Here is a 16,325-nt window from a genome sequence, read left to right on the forward strand (position 1 = left end):
ATGATAATTAAAGGGGGCATCATGATGATGAGATTATTTTTGTGGGGGAACTACTCCCTTACTCGTTGGAGAACCGCAGAGTAAGGGGGGCAGGTAGAGCGTCAGGCTGAAATCTGGCGGCTCACCAGTGGCCCATTAATGTCTTTCGCCGCGCGCTCCATCACTTCCTGGATTACGGAAGACAGCTCGTTGATCTCGAATTTCGCCACGTAGCCATCGGCCTTCACCCTGCGCACATGATCTTCATTGGCGCTGCCGGAAAGGGACGAGTGGATGACGACCGGGATCTTCTTCAGGCGTTCATCGGTCTTAATCTTGCGGGTCAGCGTAAAGCCGTCCATCTCCGGCATTTCCAGATCGGTAAGCACTAGCGCAATTTTCTCGCTGATGGACTTGCCTTCCGCCTGCGCTTCCAGGGACAGCTGCTGAATTTTTTCCCACGCGTCTTTGCCGGTGACATGCATCTGGTGCGGAATGTTCATGGCGTTAAGCCCTTTTTCCAGCATCGCACGGGCGACCTTAGAATCTTCTGCCACAATCGCCACAGCACCTGGGGTGATATTGAATTTACTGGTCTCCAGGTGGGTGGCGCGCAGATCGTGGTTTGACGGCACAATGTCATACAGGATCTGTTCGACGTCGAGTACCAGCGCCAGGTTGTTGGTTTCTTTGTTATCATCCAGACAGGCGATGCTGGTGATATAGCGACCGTTGACGGCTTTCTCGGCGGTATGCACCTGCTGCCAGTCCAGGCGCATAATGTTTTCCACTGACTCTACCGCAAACGCCTGTACGCTACGGGCGTATTCGGTGATCAGCAGGATGTTCAGTCCGGTCTCAGGCTTGCATCCGGCAACGGCGGGCAGGTCGATCACCGGGATCACCTGATCGCGAATGTTCACCATGCCCAGCAACGGGGCTTTCATGCCCGCCGGACGCGTAAATGCGGGCATGGGGACAATTTCGCGCAGCTTAAATACGTTGATGCCAAACAGCTCTGATTTCTGCTCATCCAGCGATGTGCCGAGGCGAAACAGCAGCAGTTCAAAGCGGTTAGACAGGGTTAGGTTTGTCCTGTCATCAATGTCTTTCTGAATATTATTCATCCTGTCCTCAGTGTGAACGCCAGCCTTTTCACTGTTATCGGCACTGAGGCGGAAAAATAGAGCGTTAAACCGTGAAAACGGCGAAATCGTGCGCCAGTTCGGTGTCCGCAAACAGCGCCCGGCACTCTTCGAGCAAACGTTGGCAGCCTTTTTCATCATAACGCGAGCTGACGTGAGTCATAATCAATCGGCCCGCACCAGCCTCCTGTGCCAGCATCGCAGCCTGGCGGGTGGAGCTGTGTCCCCGACTGTTGGCCTTTTCTTCCATCGAGGCGTCCAGCGTGGTCTCATGTACCATCACATCCACCCCTTTTGCCAGTTCGAGGGCGGAGGCGCACGGCGCGGTATCGCCAAATATCGCCACGGATTTGCCCGGAATCGCCGGGGCGAGAAAATCAGCACCGTTAAGGGAACGACCATCTTCCAGCACGACGGTTTTACCGGCTTTGAGATCCTGGAACCACGGCCCTGGCTTAACGCCCGCTGCCTTCAGCGCGCTGGCGTCAAGCGCACCGGGTTTGTCATGTTCTTCAACGCGAAAACCGTAGCATTCGAGCGGATGCGCCAGCGCGAAAGCCGTTACTTTACGCAGACCGTCGTCGAGAATTTCTCCGGCGGTAATTTCCACAATCTCCAGCGGATAATCGGTCCAGGAGCCGCTCAGGCGTAATGCAGTCTCGGTAAATTCACGTAACCCTTTTGGCCCGTACAGCGTCAACGGCTGGACGTTTCCGGCCATCGAGCGGCTGCACAGCAGTCCCGGCAGGCCAAAAAGGTGATCGCCATGCAGATGGCTGATAAAAATACGATCGAGTTTTCCCGGATTGAATGGCGTGGTCAGCATCTGGTGCTGCGTTCCTTCGCCGCAATCGAAAAGCCACAATCCCGCCTGAGTAGGGTGTTGCAGATTGAGTAATATTGCCGTTACATTGCGAGAGCGCGTGGGGACACCCGCAGACGTGCCTAAAAAAATTAATTCCATCTTAGTATTACACTTTTCGCCATCAATAAGGCAGGGTGTTCAGGTTATCACAACCAAGGGGCAGACAATGATTCACTGGCAAGATCTCCACCATACAGAACTGACCGTCCAGCAACTGTATGCCATTCTTCAGCTGCGCTGTGCGGTGTTTGTTGTTGAGCAACAGTGTCCGTATCAGGATGTGGACGGCGATGACCTGACGGGTGAAAACCGACACCTTCTGGGATGGCATAATGATCGGCTGGTGGCGTATGCGAGGATTCTGAAAAGCGACGACGATCTCGAACCGGTGGTTATCGGTCGGGTGATTGTCAGCGCTGCGTTACGCGGGGAAAAACTGGGGCAGCAGCTGATGACGCAGACGCTGGCATCCTGTGCTCAGCACTGGCCGCACAAGGCGTTGTATCTGGGCGCGCAGGCGCATCTGCAACCTTTCTACGCGCGCTTTGGTTTCGTTCCGGTGACGGATATCTATGATGAAGATGGTATTCCGCACATCGGCATGGCGCGTGAGGGACATCAAGCGTAAACAGCTCAGGTCGTCTATAGTTAGCGGGTACGTAAATAGAAAGGGAGAAAATAATGTCTTTTCATTCTTATGAATCACGTATTGATGATGACCTGGAATTACTCAGTGAAACGCTGGAAGAAGTGCTGCGCTCGTCGGGCGATCCTGCCGACCAGAAGTACCTGGAGTTAAAAGCGAAAGCCGAACAGGCGTTAGAAGAGGTGAGAAATCGCGTCAGCCACGCTTCGGACAGCTATTATTATCGCGCGAAAAAGGCCGTTTGCCGGGCAGATGACTATGTGCATGATAAACCGTGGCGCGGGATCGGCGTGGGTGCAACGGTCGGTTTAGTGATGGGTTTATTGTTAGCACGGCGATAAATTCGACACCTTCATCGCATTTGTCAGTACTCCCTAAACGGGGGTACTGCTTTTTCTCGTCAGTACCCCGTATAATGAGAGGTTTTTAACAGGGAGAGGTCTGCGTGCATTCAATTACTACTGCGCTGGAAAATCTGATGCGCCTTTTGACGCAAGAGATACCGGCAGCACCTGGCATTCGTATTTACGACATCCCTTTCCCTCTGAATGATGCTTTCGACGCTTTGGGCTGGCTGGCCAGTCAACCCGTCTGGCCGCAGTTTTATTGGCAACAGCGTAACGGTGATGAAGAAGCCGCCGTGCTGGGTGCCGTGGCCACGTTTTCCTCTCTGGCCGTCGCTCAGCAGTTTTTACACCAGCATGAAGACCATCCTGAACTGCGCATCTGGGGCCTGAATGCGTTTGAACCCCAGCGCGGTAATTTACTGCTACCTCGCCTGGAATGGCGGCGTTGCGCAGGCGTGGCAACCTTACGGTTACACCTGTATAGCGACGTGTCGCTGCAAGACGATGCCGTGCACGCGCGCGCCTTCCTTTCAACGCTTGCCAACGTGAAGCCGCTTCCCGCACTGCGCCTGAATTTAACCGCTGAGCAGCACTGGCCGGATAAAGCGGGCTGGACGCGCCTGATTGAACTGGCGACACAAACCATTGCCGGGGAAGCGCTCGACAAAGTGGTGCTGGCGCGGGCAACCGATTTACAGTTCTCACAGCCGGTGAACGCCGCGTCGGTGATGGCCTCCAGTCGTCGCTTAAACCTTAACTGCTACCATTTCTTTATGGCGTTTTCCGCCGAGTGCGCTTTTTTGGGATCGTCTCCTGAACGTCTGTATCGGCGGCGTGACACGGCGCTGCGTACCGAAGCGCTGGCCGGAACCGTCGCTAATCATCCTGACGACCACCGGGCCTGGCAGCTCGGCGAGTGGCTGATGAAGGACGATAAAAACCAGCGTGAGAATATGCTGGTGGTGGAAGATATCTGTCAGCGACTGCAAAACTGTACGCAAACCCTCGACGTGCTGCCACCGCAGGTGCTCAGACTGCGCAAAGTGCAGCATCTGCGCCGCTGTATCTGGACTGCGCTGAATCAACCGGACGATACGCTTTGCCTGATGCAGCTCCAGCCGACCGCGGCAGTGGCGGGCATTCCGCGTGAACGGGCGCGCGCATTCATCCAGCATAATGAACCTTTTGAACGAGAATGGTATGCCGGCTCTGCGGGATATCTCTCCCTGCAGCAAAGTGAGTTTTGCGTGTCGCTACGTTCGGCGAAAATTAGCGGCAATGTGGTGCGCCTGTACGCTGGGGCCGGGATTGTACGCGGCTCCGATCCCGAACAAGAATGGCAGGAAATAGACAATAAAGCGGCGGGTTTACGTACTTTATTACAGATGGAAGCCTAATGAGTCACACATTATCGACTCATATCAAAAATCCATTTATTCGATTCTTTATACTGTGTCGCAATATTGATACCGGACAATCTTATGTCAGTAAGCGCATTTAACCGACGCTGGGCGGCGGTCATACTGGAAGCACTCACTCGCCACGGCGTCAGGCATGTTTGCATTGCGCCTGGCTCTCGTTCGACGCCATTGACGCTGGCCGCAGCGGAGAATTCTGCCTTTATCCACCATACCCACTTTGACGAGCGCGGGTTGGGGCATCTGGCCTTAGGTCTGGCCAAGGTCAGTCGGCAGCCGGTTGCGGTGATTGTGACCTCCGGTACGGCGGTAGCGAATTTGTATCCGGCGCTTATCGAAGCCGGTCTCACCGGTGAAAAACTGATTTTACTCACGGCGGACAGACCGCCTGAGCTTATCGACTGCGGGGCGAATCAGGCGATTCGTCAGCCGGGAATGTTTGCTTCTCATCCATCGCAAACGCTCTCTTTACCGCGTCCGACGCAGGACATTCCCGCCAGTTGGCTGGTTTCCACCCTCGATAATGCCATGGCTTCACTGCACAGCGGTGCGGTACACATTAACTGCCCGTTTGCGGAGCCGCTGTATGGCGAGATGGACGACACAGGCATTGAGTGGCAGCAGCGGCTGGGTGACTGGTGGCAGGATGATAAACCCTGGCTGCGCGAAGCGCGTCGGCTGGAAAGTGACAAACAGCGCGACTGGTTCTTCTGGCGGCAAAAGCGCGGCGTGGTGATTGCCGGGCGTATGACGGCGGAAGAGGGTAAGAAAGTTGCGCTGTGGGCGCAGACGTTAGGCTGGCCGCTGATTGGCGATGTGCTGTCGCAAACCGGACAGCCGCTGCCGTGTGCCGACCTGTGGTTGGGCAATGCGAAAGCGGTGACCGAATTACAGCAGGCACAGATTGTGGTGCAGTTGGGCAGCAGCCTGACCGGAAAACGTCTGTTGCAATGGCAGGCTACCTGTAACCCGCAAGAATACTGGATTGTCGACAATATCGAAGGACGGCTGGATCCCGCTCATCATCGTGGACGCAGGTTAGTCGCGAAGGTTAGCGACTGGCTGGATCTGCATCCGGCAGAGAAACGCCAGCCCTGGTGCGTCGATGTTCCACGCCTCGCGGAACAGGCGTGGCAAACGGTGGCAGCGCGTCGCGAGGCGTTTGGTGAAGCGCAGCTGGCGCACCGCATTCGCGAGTATCTGCCTGAACAGGGCCAGCTGTTTGTCGGCAACAGTTTGGTGGTACGTCTGATTGACGCACTGTCTCAGCTTCCGGCAGGGTATCCGGTGTACAGCAATCGCGGGGCCAGCGGTATCGACGGTCTACTGTCAACCGCGGCAGGTGTACAGCGAGCCAGCGCGAAATCGACGCTGGCCATCGTCGGCGACTTATCGGCGCTGTATGATCTGAATGCGCTGGCCTTATTGCGCCAGGTCTCCGCACCGTTTGTCCTGATTGTGGTGAACAATAACGGCGGGCAGATTTTCTCCCTGTTGCCGACACCGCAAAGTGAGCGTGAACGGTTCTATCTGATGCCGCAGAACGTCCATTTTGATCATGCGGCAGCGATGTTTAACCTAAAATATCACCGCCCGGAAAACTGGGAACAGCTGGAACGTGCACTGGCAGGAGCCTGGCGTACTCCGGCCGCCACTGTGATTGAGCTGGTGGTCAATGAGACTGACGGGGCGCAAACCCTGCAGCAGCTGCTGGCGCAGGTGAGTCATCTATGATCCTGCACGCGCAGGCGAACAAGGACCAGGCGGATGCCCCCTGGCTGGTTTTCCTGCACGGCTTCTCCGGCGATTGCCGGGAATGGCAGCCGGTCGGGGAGCAGTTTGCGGACTGTTCACGGCTGTATATTGATTTGCCCGGCCACGGCGGTTCTGCGGATATTCACGTCAGCGGATTTGATGACGTCAGCGAACTGCTGCGTAATACTTTATTTAGTTACAACATACTTAACTACTGGCTGGTGGGATATTCTCTTGGCGGCCGAGTGGCGATGATGGCGGCTTGCCAGGGGATGTCAGGGCTTTGCGGCCTGGTGGTCGAAGGCGGGCATCCGGGGCTGCAAAGTGAAGACGAGCGCGCGCAGCGTCGCCTGTCCGACGGTCGCTGGGCCGCACGTTTTCGCCACGAGCCGCTACGTGATGTTTTTAACGACTGGTACCAACAACCGGTTTTTGCCTCGCTAAGCCCTGCGCAACGGCAGGTGCTGGTCGAGCTGCGTAGCCAGAACAATGGCGTTACGCTTGCCGCTATGCTGGAGGCCACCTCGCTGGCGGGTCAACCCGATTTACGTGCGCTGCTCACCACGCGCACATTTCCGTTTTATTATTTATGTGGTGAACGTGACGATAAATTCCGCGCTCTGGCGACGGAAATGTCTGTACCGAACCATGTGATTCCTCACGCTGGACACAACGCGCATCGGGACAATCCCGCGGGCGTAGTAGACTGTCTGGCTCAGATTCTGCGTCGCTGACTAAAGGACATTTTATGATCTATCCTGATGAAACAATGCTTTACGCACCGGTAGAATGGCTCGATTGCTCTGAAGGCTATACCGACATTCGCTATGAAAAATCCACCGACGGTATTGCAAAAATCACCATCAATCGTCCGCAGGTACGCAATGCTTTCCGTCCTGTAACCGTCAAAGAGATGATTCAGGCGATGTCTGATGCGCGCTATGACGACAATATCGGCGTGATTATCCTGACCGGCGCAGGCGACAAAGCGTTCTGCGCGGGCGGCGATCAGAAAGTACGCGGCGACTACGGCGGATACCAGGATGACTCCGGCGTACATCACCTGAACGTGCTGGACTTCCAGCGTCAGATCCGTACCTGTCCGAAGCCGGTTGTGGCGATGGTTGCGGGTTATTCCATCGGTGGTGGCCATGTGCTGCACATGATGTGTGACCTGACTATCGCGGCTGAAAACGCCATCTTTGGTCAGACAGGCCCGAAAGTGGGTTCCTTTGACGGCGGTTGGGGTGCGTCTTATATGGCCCGTATCGTTGGTCAGAAGAAAGCGCGTGAAATCTGGTTCCTGTGTCGTCAATACGATGCGAAACAGGCACTGGATATGGGCCTGGTCAACACCGTGGTTCCGCTGGCGGATCTGGAAAAAGAGACCGTGCGCTGGTGTCGTGAAATGCTGCAAAACAGCCCAATGGCGCTGCGCTGCCTGAAAGCAGCGCTGAACGCCGACTGCGATGGTCAGGCGGGGCTGCAGGAGCTGGCCGGTAACGCCACCATGCTGTTCTACATGACGGAAGAAGGTCAGGAAGGCCGTAATGCGTTCAACCAGAAACGTCAGCCTGACTTCAGCAAATTCAAACGGAATCCGTAATGCGTAGCGCGCAGGTATACCGCTGGCAGATCCCCATGGACGCGGGGGTGATTTTGCGTGACAGGCGGTTAAAAACGCGTGATGGGCTGTACGTGTGTCTTCGTGACGGCGAGCGTGAAGGGTGGGGAGAGATCTCCCCCTTGCCGGGCTTCAGCCAGGAAACCTGGGAAGAGGCGCAAACGGCTCTGTTGGCCTGGGTAAACGGCTGGCTGAAGGGGGAAACCTCTTTACCACAGCTGCCTTCGGTGGCTTTTGGTGCTAGCTGCGCACTCGCCGAGCTTGACGGGACGTTGCCGGAGGCGGCGAATTATCGCGCCGCGCCATTGTGTACCGGCGACCCTGACGATCTGGTGCTGCAACTGGCGGACATGCCGGGCGAAAAAGTCGCGAAGATCAAAGTTGGCCTGTATGAAGCTGTACGTGACGGCATGGTGGCCAACCTGCTGCTGGAGGCGATCCCCGATCTGCATTTACGTCTTGATGCTAACCGTGCCTGGACGCCACTGAAGGCGCAGCAGTTTGCGAAGTACGTCAATCCGGATTATCGCGGGCGCATTGCCTTCCTCGAAGAGCCGTGCAAAACCCGTGATGATTCTCGCGCCTTTGCGCGGGAAACCGGGATTGCCATTGCCTGGGATGAAAGCCTGCGTGAAGCCGACTTTACCTTTATGGCGGAAGAAGGCGTGAGTGCGGTGATCATCAAGCCTACGCTCACCGGTAGTCTGGATAAGGTTCGCGAGCAGGTTGCAGCCGCGCATGCGCTCGGACTCACTGCGGTAATCAGTTCGTCTATTGAGTCAAGCCTGGGGTTAACCCAACTGGCGCGGATTGCCGCCTGGCTGACGCCGCAGACCATACCGGGTCTGGACACGCTGAGCCTGATGCAGTGTCAGCAGGTTCGCAGCTGGCCCGGCAGTGTGCTGCCATGTATTAACGTGGATGCGCTGGAACGACTGCTATGACCGTGCAGGACATGCCCGATGTCACAAGCATATCGGGCCTGGCGACGGCGTTTACCGACTGGCCGTGGCGTCACTGGCGGCAGGTTCGGGCAGAGGCGCCAGCGTTACGCCTCAATGATGAGGTGCTGAATTGGCGCGAGCTCTGTACGCGCGTCGACGCGCTGGCCACGGGGTTTGCTGCTCAGGGGGTGAAAGAGGGCGACGGCGTGCTGTTGCGTGCCTGGAATCACCCTTCATCTGCGCTTGCCTGGCTGGCATTGTTGCAGTGCGGGGCGCGGGTGTTACCGGTGAACCCGCAGCTGCCGCAGCCTCTGCTGGATGCGTTGATCCCTGATTTAACGCTGCGTTTTGCGCTGGATCTGCAAAGCAATGACCCCTTTTCGGGGCTGATGCCGTTGCAGATCCAGCAACTGTCTGGCGAGCATGCAGCCGACTGGCTGCCTCTGCGATTGAGTTCAATGACACTCACATCCGGTTCAACCGGGTTGCCTAAGGCAGCGGTGCATACCTGTCAGGCACATTTGGCGAGTGCGCAGGGGGTGCTGTCATTAATGCCGTTTGGCACAGAGGATGACTGGCTGCTCTCGCTACCGCTGTTTCATGTTTCCGGTCAGGGTATTTTGTGGCGCTGGTTATTGGCTGGTGCGCGCATGACCGTGCGTGACAAGCAACCGCTGGAACAGATGCTGGTGGGCTGCACTCATGCCTCGCTGGTACCGACGCAGCTTTGGCGATTGCTGGTAAACAACGCACCGATCACGTTGAAAGCGGTACTGCTGGGGGGTGCGGCCATTCCGGTTGAGCTGACCGAGCAGGCGCGTGAGCAGGGGATTCGCTGCTGGTGCGGTTACGGGCTGACGGAGTTTGCTTCCACGGTTTGCGCGAAAGAGGCCGATGGCCTGGGCGATGTCGGCTCTGCCTTGCCGGGCAGAGAGGTCAGGATCGTGGATGATGAAGTCTGGCTGCGCGCTGCCAGCATGGCGTCAGGTTACTGGCGCAACGGGCAGCTTATTCCGCTGGTTAATGACGAAGGCTGGTTTGCTACCCGCGATCGCGGGGTGTTAAACGACGGTAAGCTCACGATTGTCGGTCGCATGGACAACCTGTTCTTTAGCGGCGGGGAAGGTATTCAGCCGGAAGAGGTGGAACGCGTGATCGCCGCCCATCCGCACGTGCTGCAAGCCTTTGTTGTTCCGCTGGAAGACCATGAGTTTGGCCATCGTCCGGTGGCGGTCGTTGAATACGATACCCGTGCGGATGACGCCAATCTTGCTGAATGGGTGAAAGATAAACTGGCCCGTTTTCAACAACCGGTACGCTGGCTGGAATTACCGCCAGAGCTGAAAAGTGGCGGTATTAAGGTTTCTCGCCGCGCATTGCTGGACTGGGTCCGAGAAAAATCGTCATAAGCCCTGCCATAATGCACAGCACGCCGATGAGCGCCCGCCATGAAAATGAACCCTGCCAGCCAGGTAAGAGCATTGAGGCGAGCCACACCAGTACGTAGCTGAGGCTGAGCAGGGCGTAGGCCTTGCTCAGTGCCAGTCGGTGCAGGGCCTGGTGCCAGCAGATAACCGACAGCAAATATCCCGCCAGTCCCGCGTACAGCGTTAACGTCCCGACGCTTGCGGAAAATATCGCTTCCATAAATCGCAACGGATGCAGTATCGGCGGCAGATTGTCCATCGCGTAGCCGAGACTCAACTGAGCCAGCGAAGTAATCATGACGCTGCATAGCCCCCAGAATATCCCCATTACACCGCGCTCCCGAGAATAAAAATACCGGTGATAATCAGCCCCACGCCCAGCCAATGGCGCTTTGTGACGGGCTCTCGCCAGATTTTCCAGGCTGCCAGCGTGACCCAGACAAAGTTAAGGCTCAGCATCGGATAGGCCAGGCCAACCGGAATATTCTGCAACACTGCCAGCCATAACAGCATCGCCAGACCGAGACTTACCAGAGCCAGACTCATCCACCACGCAATGTGGCGTTTGCGCGCGCGGATGGCCACCGGGCGGGTGGCCTGCTTCTGGCACAGTTGCCCGCCTACGCTGAGCAGACTGGCGAGGACTAACGCCAGCCAGATCATTGGGGCCGGTACTGAATCAAGACCAGACGCCCCTGATTATCAACGTAATCCGCGGGGGGAATGGCAAGTTGAGTTATATCCTGATCCTTCGAAATCGACAGCACCAGCGTAATAGTACCCTCCTGGCGATGTTGGGCTAACCAGTCGGGAAAGCCAGTCTGACTGACAAAGCGACCCTGGGCATCGGGATAATTCAGGCCATATTTTAGCTCGCCCATTTGCCCGTACAGGATGATGTCATCGCGTTTCAGGCTCCAGGCCAGACCTGCGGCGACGCCAACGTTGTCCGCAAGCACGTAGCGACTCGGTTGTAACACCTCTTTGGTCATCTCAACAAAAAACTGCGGTTGTTTCGCTTCCATGACCCTGTCGGGTATCGCGTATCCAAACAACAGCACCAGCCCCAATGGGCAGAATGCGGCATATTTCCAGGTTTTTTGGCTATTGGTCAGCGTATACCAGCCGAAAAAAGTCCAGATGAGAAAGATGCCCCACGAATAAAAAACCTTATAAGTTTCGATATGCGTCCACACGGGAGACGGCAGCGGCCCCAGTGTAGACACCACAAAGGTGGCGACAATGCCGATCACCCCAAACAGAAAGTTGATCCCGCCATTGACGCGCAGGGCAACGGATCCTTCCTTGGCCGCCTGCACACCGAAACGCGCGATGAGGAGAGCCAGCGGCGCGAAGCAGGAAAGAATATAGGTGGGGAGTTTTCCTTTAGCGATGCTGAAAAACACAATCGGCATGACAATCCAGCCCAATAGGTACAGCGCACCTCGCGGGATATCCCGCTCACGCCAGCCTGTTCGCAGCGCGCCAGGCAGAAGACCAAGCCAGGGCAAACAGCCCGCGATAAGGACGGGCAGGTAGTACCAGAACGGAGCTTTATGCTGGGCATCCGCCAGTGCGAAACGCTGAATATGTTCGACCCAGAAAAAGTAATGCCAGAAGTCAGGTTCGCGTTGTGCAATGGTTATTCCCCACGGCAACACAATGGTAATGCAACCGACCACCGCCAGCAGACCGTAGAGAAAGAGATCTTTCCATCGTTTTTGTACTAATACCCACGGCAGTACGCTGAGAACCGGGACCGCCAGTGCGAGAAAACCTTTGGTCATCACCCCCATGCCGCAGGACAGTCCCAACAGCAAAAAGGCGATGATTTTGCCGGTTTTAGTGGTGGCCTGCATGCCTTGCCAAAAACAGCACATGCCCGCCATCAGCCACAGGGCGATGATAGGATCGAGAACTGCGTAGGTGCCGATGCTGTAAACGGAAAAAAACGTTAAGAAAATTACTGAGGAGAGTATGGCGGTGCGTTTATCCTGCCAGAGTCGCATGGCAAGCCAGGCCACCAGTAGCGCGGTGAGTAGGGTGGCAAAAATAGCGCCCGCCCTGACGCCAAAATTGTCTGCACCAAATAACCACTGCCCGATACTGTTTAACCAGTATCCGGCAATCGGTTTTTCAAAATAGCGTAACCCGAGAAAGTGCGGGACTATCCAGTCGCCCGAGTTGAGCATTTCTCGGCTAATTTCCGCGTAGCGCGTTTCGTCAGGCTGCCACAGCAGGCGGCTATTGATGGGAACAATATAATACAGCGCAATAAAGGCGATAAACGCCACGGTATAACGTAGAGATTTCATCGTGACACACTCACCGGGTACTGACAGCCGAGCCATCCCTCTCTGCCGGGTATTTTGCCGCGAACGACCTGGCCTGTTGGTAGCGTAGAGATATCGTCTGGCAGGAGCTCACCAAGCGGGCAAAACGTAATGCCCGCATCAGCGGCTCGAGTCAGCAAGTCATCAAAATCGTGATGGCAGGCGATCCCTTCAACTTCCGCATGAATGGTGTACACCGGCGTTGCTGTGTTCATCAGTATGTGGGAGAGGATCCAGGCATTGAAGTCGACAGCCTGCACTTCCCGGCCAATCACTTCATCCCAGGTCGGTAAAGTGACGGGAATCTGCGGCGTACCGGCTTTCCCCGTCGCAAGCAGCGGGCGAAATAGTGAAGAGCCCCGACAATCGCTGTTGTAGCGTAGGTTAAAGGCTTCTTTGGCGTGGACGATGCGTTCGTCAGCACGCCATCCGGCAGCGGCTGAGCAGGTGACAGGCTGTCCGGCGATGGCCTCAAGCACGGTAATACCTTGAGAAATATCATCAATCAGTTGTTTGTCATTCCAGGTGCCACTTCGCGCCTGCCAGGCATGGTGATCCCAGGCGTGCAGGCCGGTTTCGTGAACCCGGGCGGCTTGCGCAATAATGGCAGCATTCGCGTGGCCTATTTCTTTTCCTGGCCACGCGGTCCCGGCCAGTAAAATATCCCACCCGTAGAGAGAGACTGCGTTTGAGCGCAGCATCTTCCACAAAAATTGCGGTTTCACCAGACGCCAGAGATGGCGTCCCATGTTGTCAGGTCCAACGCTAAAGAAAAAACTTGCCCGAACGTTATGTCGGTTCAATGTCTCCAGCAGGCGGGGCACGCCTTCGCGCGTCCCCCTGAAGGTATCGACATCAATGCGCAAGCCCACTTTGGTCATGATGTGTGTTCCGTGACATCCACGCTGCGTAAGAAGAAATCGAGGGTCTCTTCTACCGTTTCCTGCATGTCGATGGTCGGCTCCCAGTTCATACAGCGTCGGGCATTACGAATACTCGGTTTACGGTGTTCAACGTCCTGATAACCTTTACCATAGTAGCTGCTGCTTTCGACGTCACGGAAACCGGCAAACGGCGGGAAGTGCTGACGCAGTGGATGTTTTTCAAAGCAGCTCAGCAACATTTCTGCCAGTTCCTGAATGCTGGCTTCGTTATCCGGGTTACCGATGTTGATAATCTCGCCGTCACAGCGTCCACCGGCGTTTTCTATGATGCGGAACAGCGCCTCGATACCGTCGCGAATATCAGTAAAGCAACGCTTCTGCTTACCACCTTCAATCAGCTTAATCGGCGAACCTTCCACCAGATTGAGGATCAACTGAGTAATGGCGCGTGAGCTACCGATACGGGCAGCGTTCAGGCTGTCGAGACGCGGCCCCATCCAGTTAAATGGACGGAACAGCGTGAAGCGCAGTCCTTCTTTTTCGCCGTACGCCCAAATAACGCGATCCAGAAGCTGCTTAGAAACGGAATAGATCCAACGCGGCTTATTGACCGGGCCGACGGTAAGGTTTGAGCTGTCTTCATCAAAGACCTTATCGCTACACATGCCGTACACTTCGGACGTTGACGGGAAAATGATGCGCTTGCGGTATTTCACGCAGTAGCGAATGATTTTCAGGTTTTCTTCAAAATCGAGTTCAAAGACACGCAGCGGGTTGCGGGTGTATTCAATCGGCGTGGCAATCGCCACCAGCGGCAGCACGACGTCGCATTTTTTTACATGGTATTCAATCCATTCAGAATGAATACTGATATCGCCTTCGACAAAATGGAAGCGAGGGTGTTGCAAGAATCGTCCAATTGCATCGCTGCCGATATCCAGCCCATAAACCTCGTAGTTATCTTCCTGCAGCAGACGTTCGGTCAGGTGGTTACCGATGAAACCGTTCACGCCGAGGATCAGGACACGCGTGCGACGTTTGCTGGCGGAAACCTGCTGGCCGTTCAGGCGAGACCCCACCACCAGACCCAGAACCTGCGCCAGCTGTGAACCTTGCATGGCAATGCCATCGCCCGCTTGCCCGGTAATGATTTCAAGTGCGCCATCGGCACAGGCTATTTGTAGCGGGGACGCAGAGAGCACGGTACCCGGCTGTGCGCCGGTGATGTTTGCGCACGGGCGTGATGACCAGACGGTAAATTTTTGTGTTCCTGCATAGCTAAACGCGCCAGGCCAGGGATCGGAGACCGCACGTACCCTGTTATGTAATTGCCCGGCCGGTTTGTTCCAGTCAAGGACGCTGTCGTCCGGCGTGCGACGACCAAAATAGGTTGCATCGGCTTCCTGCTGGTGGCGCTGCTGAAAGTCAGCCGTTTTGATAGCAGGCAGCGTTTGTTCCAGCATTTGGCGCGCCGTCTGGCACAGTTTATGATGCAACGTTAATGCCATGTCATCGGGTGAAATAGCCACACGCTGCTGGGCAACAATCGCCCCGGCATCTGCGCGTTTGACCATACGGTGAAGCGTGACGCCCGTTTCCGTTTCGCCATTGACCAGCACCCAATTCAGCGGGGCGCGACCACGGTATTTCGGCAACAGCGAGCCGTGCAGGTTGAATGCGCCCACAGGTGCGAGGCGAAGAATCTCATCGCTGAGTAAATGGCGATAGTAGAACGAAAAAATGACCTCAGGGGCGAGCTGGCTGATGCGCTCAACCCACAATGGATGATTGACGTTGTCCGGGGCATAGACCGGGATCCCTGCGCTGGCCGCAAGCCGGGAGACGGAGCCAAAAAACGCTTTTTCACCGGGGTTATCGGTGTGCGTGAAAATAGCAGCGATGTCATAACCCGCATCCAGCAAAGCTTGAATTCCTTGACATCCCATATCGTGATAAGCAAATACGACGGCTTTCATGCGTGGTTTTCCTCGGTTGACTGCGTGGTGTGTGGACGAATAACGTGTTGAACAAAGTAGCGGGGGCGGGCGCGGACATCGTTATAGATGCGACCGATATATTCGCCGAGTAAACCCATACCAATGAACTGTGCGCCGATAAACGTAAACAGCACGGCAAACAGCATAAAGACCCCCTCAGCTGCCCACTGCGGACCCAGCGTCAGGCGAAGAACGACCAGCAGAACGGACAGGGTGAAACCCGTGGCGGCAATCATGCTGCCCAGCAGGCTCAGCATGCGCAGCGGTGTGGTGGTCAGGCAGGTCACCAGGTCATACATCAGGTTAATCAAACGCATAAAGCTGTACTTAGAGTCGCCAAATTCACGCTCTGCATGGTGCACCGGGATTTCCGTCGCGCGACGGGCAAAGATGTTGGCCAGAATGGGAATGAAGGTGCTGCGCTCCTGGCAATGCAGCATGGCATCAACGATATTACGGCGATAGGCGCGTAGCATGCAGCCATAATCCCCCATCGCTTTACCGGTAGTACGTTGAATCAAATGGTTGATCATCCTCGAGGCCGTCTTACGAAAGATGCTGTCTTGCCTGTTTTGGCGCACCGTTCCGACCACGTCGAAGCCCTGGTCTGCGGTGGCGACCAGCCGTGGGATCTCTTCTGGTGGGTTCTGCAAGTCTGCATCCAGCGTGATGACCAAATCACCGGTGACGTGGCTGAAACCGGCCATAATCGCCGAGTGCTGCCCGTAATTGCGATTCAGCAGAATAGAGACAATATGGCTGTTGTGGGCCTGTGAGGCATCCATCATCAACTGTGCGGAATTGTCGCTGCTGCCGTCATCGATCAGCAGGATTTCATAGTCTTTCCCCAGTTTTTCGCAGGCGGCACAGGTACGTCTGATTAACTCCGGCAGGCTTTCCTGTTCGTTAAAAACGGGAATGACTACCGAGACTTTTTTAATCGGTGTGGCTTCAAACATGG

16 protein-coding genes are annotated in these 16,325 nt (G+C 55.9%); 8 read left to right on the top strand and 8 right to left on the bottom strand.

The window, feature by feature from the left end:
* Positions 1-101: 101 nt before the first annotated feature.
* Complete coding sequence (locus FCH32_RS01355; RefSeq protein ID WP_115257912.1) at positions 102-1,106, bottom strand: chemotaxis protein; 1,005 nt, start codon at positions 1,104-1,106, stop codon at positions 102-104.
* A gap of 64 nt (positions 1,107-1,170) precedes the next feature.
* Positions 1,171-2,088 carry a ribonuclease BN gene (rbn, locus tag FCH32_RS01360; protein WP_174360335.1) on the bottom strand — a complete coding sequence of 306 codons (918 nt, stop codon included), beginning with the start codon at positions 2,086-2,088 and terminating at the stop codon, positions 1,171-1,173.
* A 67-nt stretch (positions 2,089-2,155) separates the two neighbouring features.
* Here rbn and FCH32_RS01365 point away from each other — a divergent pair, with 67 nt between their 5' ends.
* From FCH32_RS01365 to menE, 8 genes are all read left to right on the top strand, one after another.
* The gene (locus tag FCH32_RS01365) at positions 2,156-2,617 is read left to right on the top strand and encodes a GNAT family N-acetyltransferase (protein WP_096756381.1); all 462 of its coding nucleotides are present in this window, start codon (positions 2,156-2,158) and stop codon (positions 2,615-2,617) included.
* A 53-nt stretch (positions 2,618-2,670) separates the two neighbouring features.
* Positions 2,671-2,976, top strand: coding sequence for a stress response protein ElaB (gene elaB / locus FCH32_RS01370; RefSeq protein ID WP_096756382.1), 306 nt, complete (start codon positions 2,671-2,673; stop codon positions 2,974-2,976).
* Positions 2,977-3,080: 104 nt separating this feature from the next.
* Positions 3,081-4,379: an isochorismate synthase MenF gene (gene menF / locus FCH32_RS01375; protein WP_117343413.1), complete on the top strand. Its 1,299-nt coding sequence runs from the start codon at positions 3,081-3,083 to the stop codon at positions 4,377-4,379.
* Positions 4,380-4,463: 84 nt separating this feature from the next.
* Complete coding sequence (menD, locus tag FCH32_RS01380; protein ID WP_115257916.1) at positions 4,464-6,134, top strand: 2-succinyl-5-enolpyruvyl-6-hydroxy-3-cyclohexene-1-carboxylic-acid synthase; 1,671 nt, start codon at positions 4,464-4,466, stop codon at positions 6,132-6,134.
* Positions 6,131-6,889 carry a 2-succinyl-6-hydroxy-2,4-cyclohexadiene-1-carboxylate synthase gene (gene menH, locus FCH32_RS01385; RefSeq protein WP_174360336.1) on the top strand — a complete coding sequence of 253 codons (759 nt, stop codon included), beginning with the start codon at positions 6,131-6,133 and terminating at the stop codon, positions 6,887-6,889. Before menD ends, menH begins: the two co-directional genes overlap by 4 nt.
* Positions 6,890-6,903: 14 nt before the next feature.
* Positions 6,904-7,761 (top strand): 1,4-dihydroxy-2-naphthoyl-CoA synthase, encoded by an 858-nt coding sequence (gene menB, locus FCH32_RS01390; protein ID WP_096756386.1) that lies wholly within the window; start codon positions 6,904-6,906, stop codon positions 7,759-7,761.
* Entirely contained in the window at positions 7,761-8,723 is a 963-nt protein-coding gene (gene menC / locus FCH32_RS01395; protein WP_117343416.1) for an o-succinylbenzoate synthase, read from the top strand. Before menB ends, menC begins: the two co-directional genes overlap by 1 nt.
* A complete protein-coding gene (gene menE / locus FCH32_RS01400; RefSeq protein ID WP_115257919.1) occupies positions 8,720-10,132 on the top strand; it encodes an o-succinylbenzoate--CoA ligase in 1,413 nt (470 codons plus the stop codon). The genes menC and menE overlap by 4 nt, the downstream gene beginning before the upstream one ends.
* Here the strand turns inward: menE and arnF are convergent.
* Genes arnF through arnC form a run of 6 tightly spaced genes read right to left on the bottom strand, consistent with a single transcriptional unit; the run spans position 10,080 to position 16,323 of the window.
* Entirely contained in the window at positions 10,080-10,478 is a 399-nt protein-coding gene (arnF, locus tag FCH32_RS01405) for a 4-amino-4-deoxy-L-arabinose-phosphoundecaprenol flippase subunit ArnF (protein WP_115257920.1), read from the bottom strand. The genes menE and arnF overlap by 53 nt on opposite strands.
* Positions 10,478-10,813, bottom strand: a complete 336-nt coding sequence (gene arnE, locus FCH32_RS01410) for a 4-amino-4-deoxy-L-arabinose-phosphoundecaprenol flippase subunit ArnE (RefSeq protein ID WP_137362136.1) — start codon at positions 10,811-10,813, stop codon at positions 10,478-10,480. Before arnE ends, arnF begins: the two co-directional genes overlap by 1 nt.
* Positions 10,810-12,465, bottom strand: a complete 1,656-nt coding sequence (gene arnT, locus FCH32_RS01415; RefSeq protein ID WP_174360337.1) for a lipid IV(A) 4-amino-4-deoxy-L-arabinosyltransferase — start codon at positions 12,463-12,465, stop codon at positions 10,810-10,812. The genes arnE and arnT overlap by 4 nt, the downstream gene beginning before the upstream one ends.
* Positions 12,462-13,364: a 4-deoxy-4-formamido-L-arabinose-phosphoundecaprenol deformylase gene (gene arnD, locus FCH32_RS01420; RefSeq protein WP_174360338.1), complete on the bottom strand. Its 903-nt coding sequence runs from the start codon at positions 13,362-13,364 to the stop codon at positions 12,462-12,464. Before arnD ends, arnT begins: the two co-directional genes overlap by 4 nt.
* Complete coding sequence (gene arnA, locus FCH32_RS01425) at positions 13,361-15,343, bottom strand: bifunctional UDP-4-amino-4-deoxy-L-arabinose formyltransferase/UDP-glucuronic acid oxidase ArnA (RefSeq protein WP_174360339.1); 1,983 nt, start codon at positions 15,341-15,343, stop codon at positions 13,361-13,363. Before arnA ends, arnD begins: the two co-directional genes overlap by 4 nt.
* The gene (arnC, locus tag FCH32_RS01430) at positions 15,340-16,323 is read right to left on the bottom strand and encodes an undecaprenyl-phosphate 4-deoxy-4-formamido-L-arabinose transferase (protein ID WP_174360340.1); all 984 of its coding nucleotides are present in this window, start codon (positions 16,321-16,323) and stop codon (positions 15,340-15,342) included. The genes arnA and arnC overlap by 4 nt, the downstream gene beginning before the upstream one ends.
* Between the last annotated feature and the right edge of the window lie 2 nt (positions 16,324-16,325).

It is taken from the genome of Citrobacter gillenii (assembly GCF_013337685.1).
In the GTDB taxonomy this organism is placed as follows: domain Bacteria; phylum Pseudomonadota; class Gammaproteobacteria; order Enterobacterales; family Enterobacteriaceae; genus Citrobacter; species Citrobacter gillenii.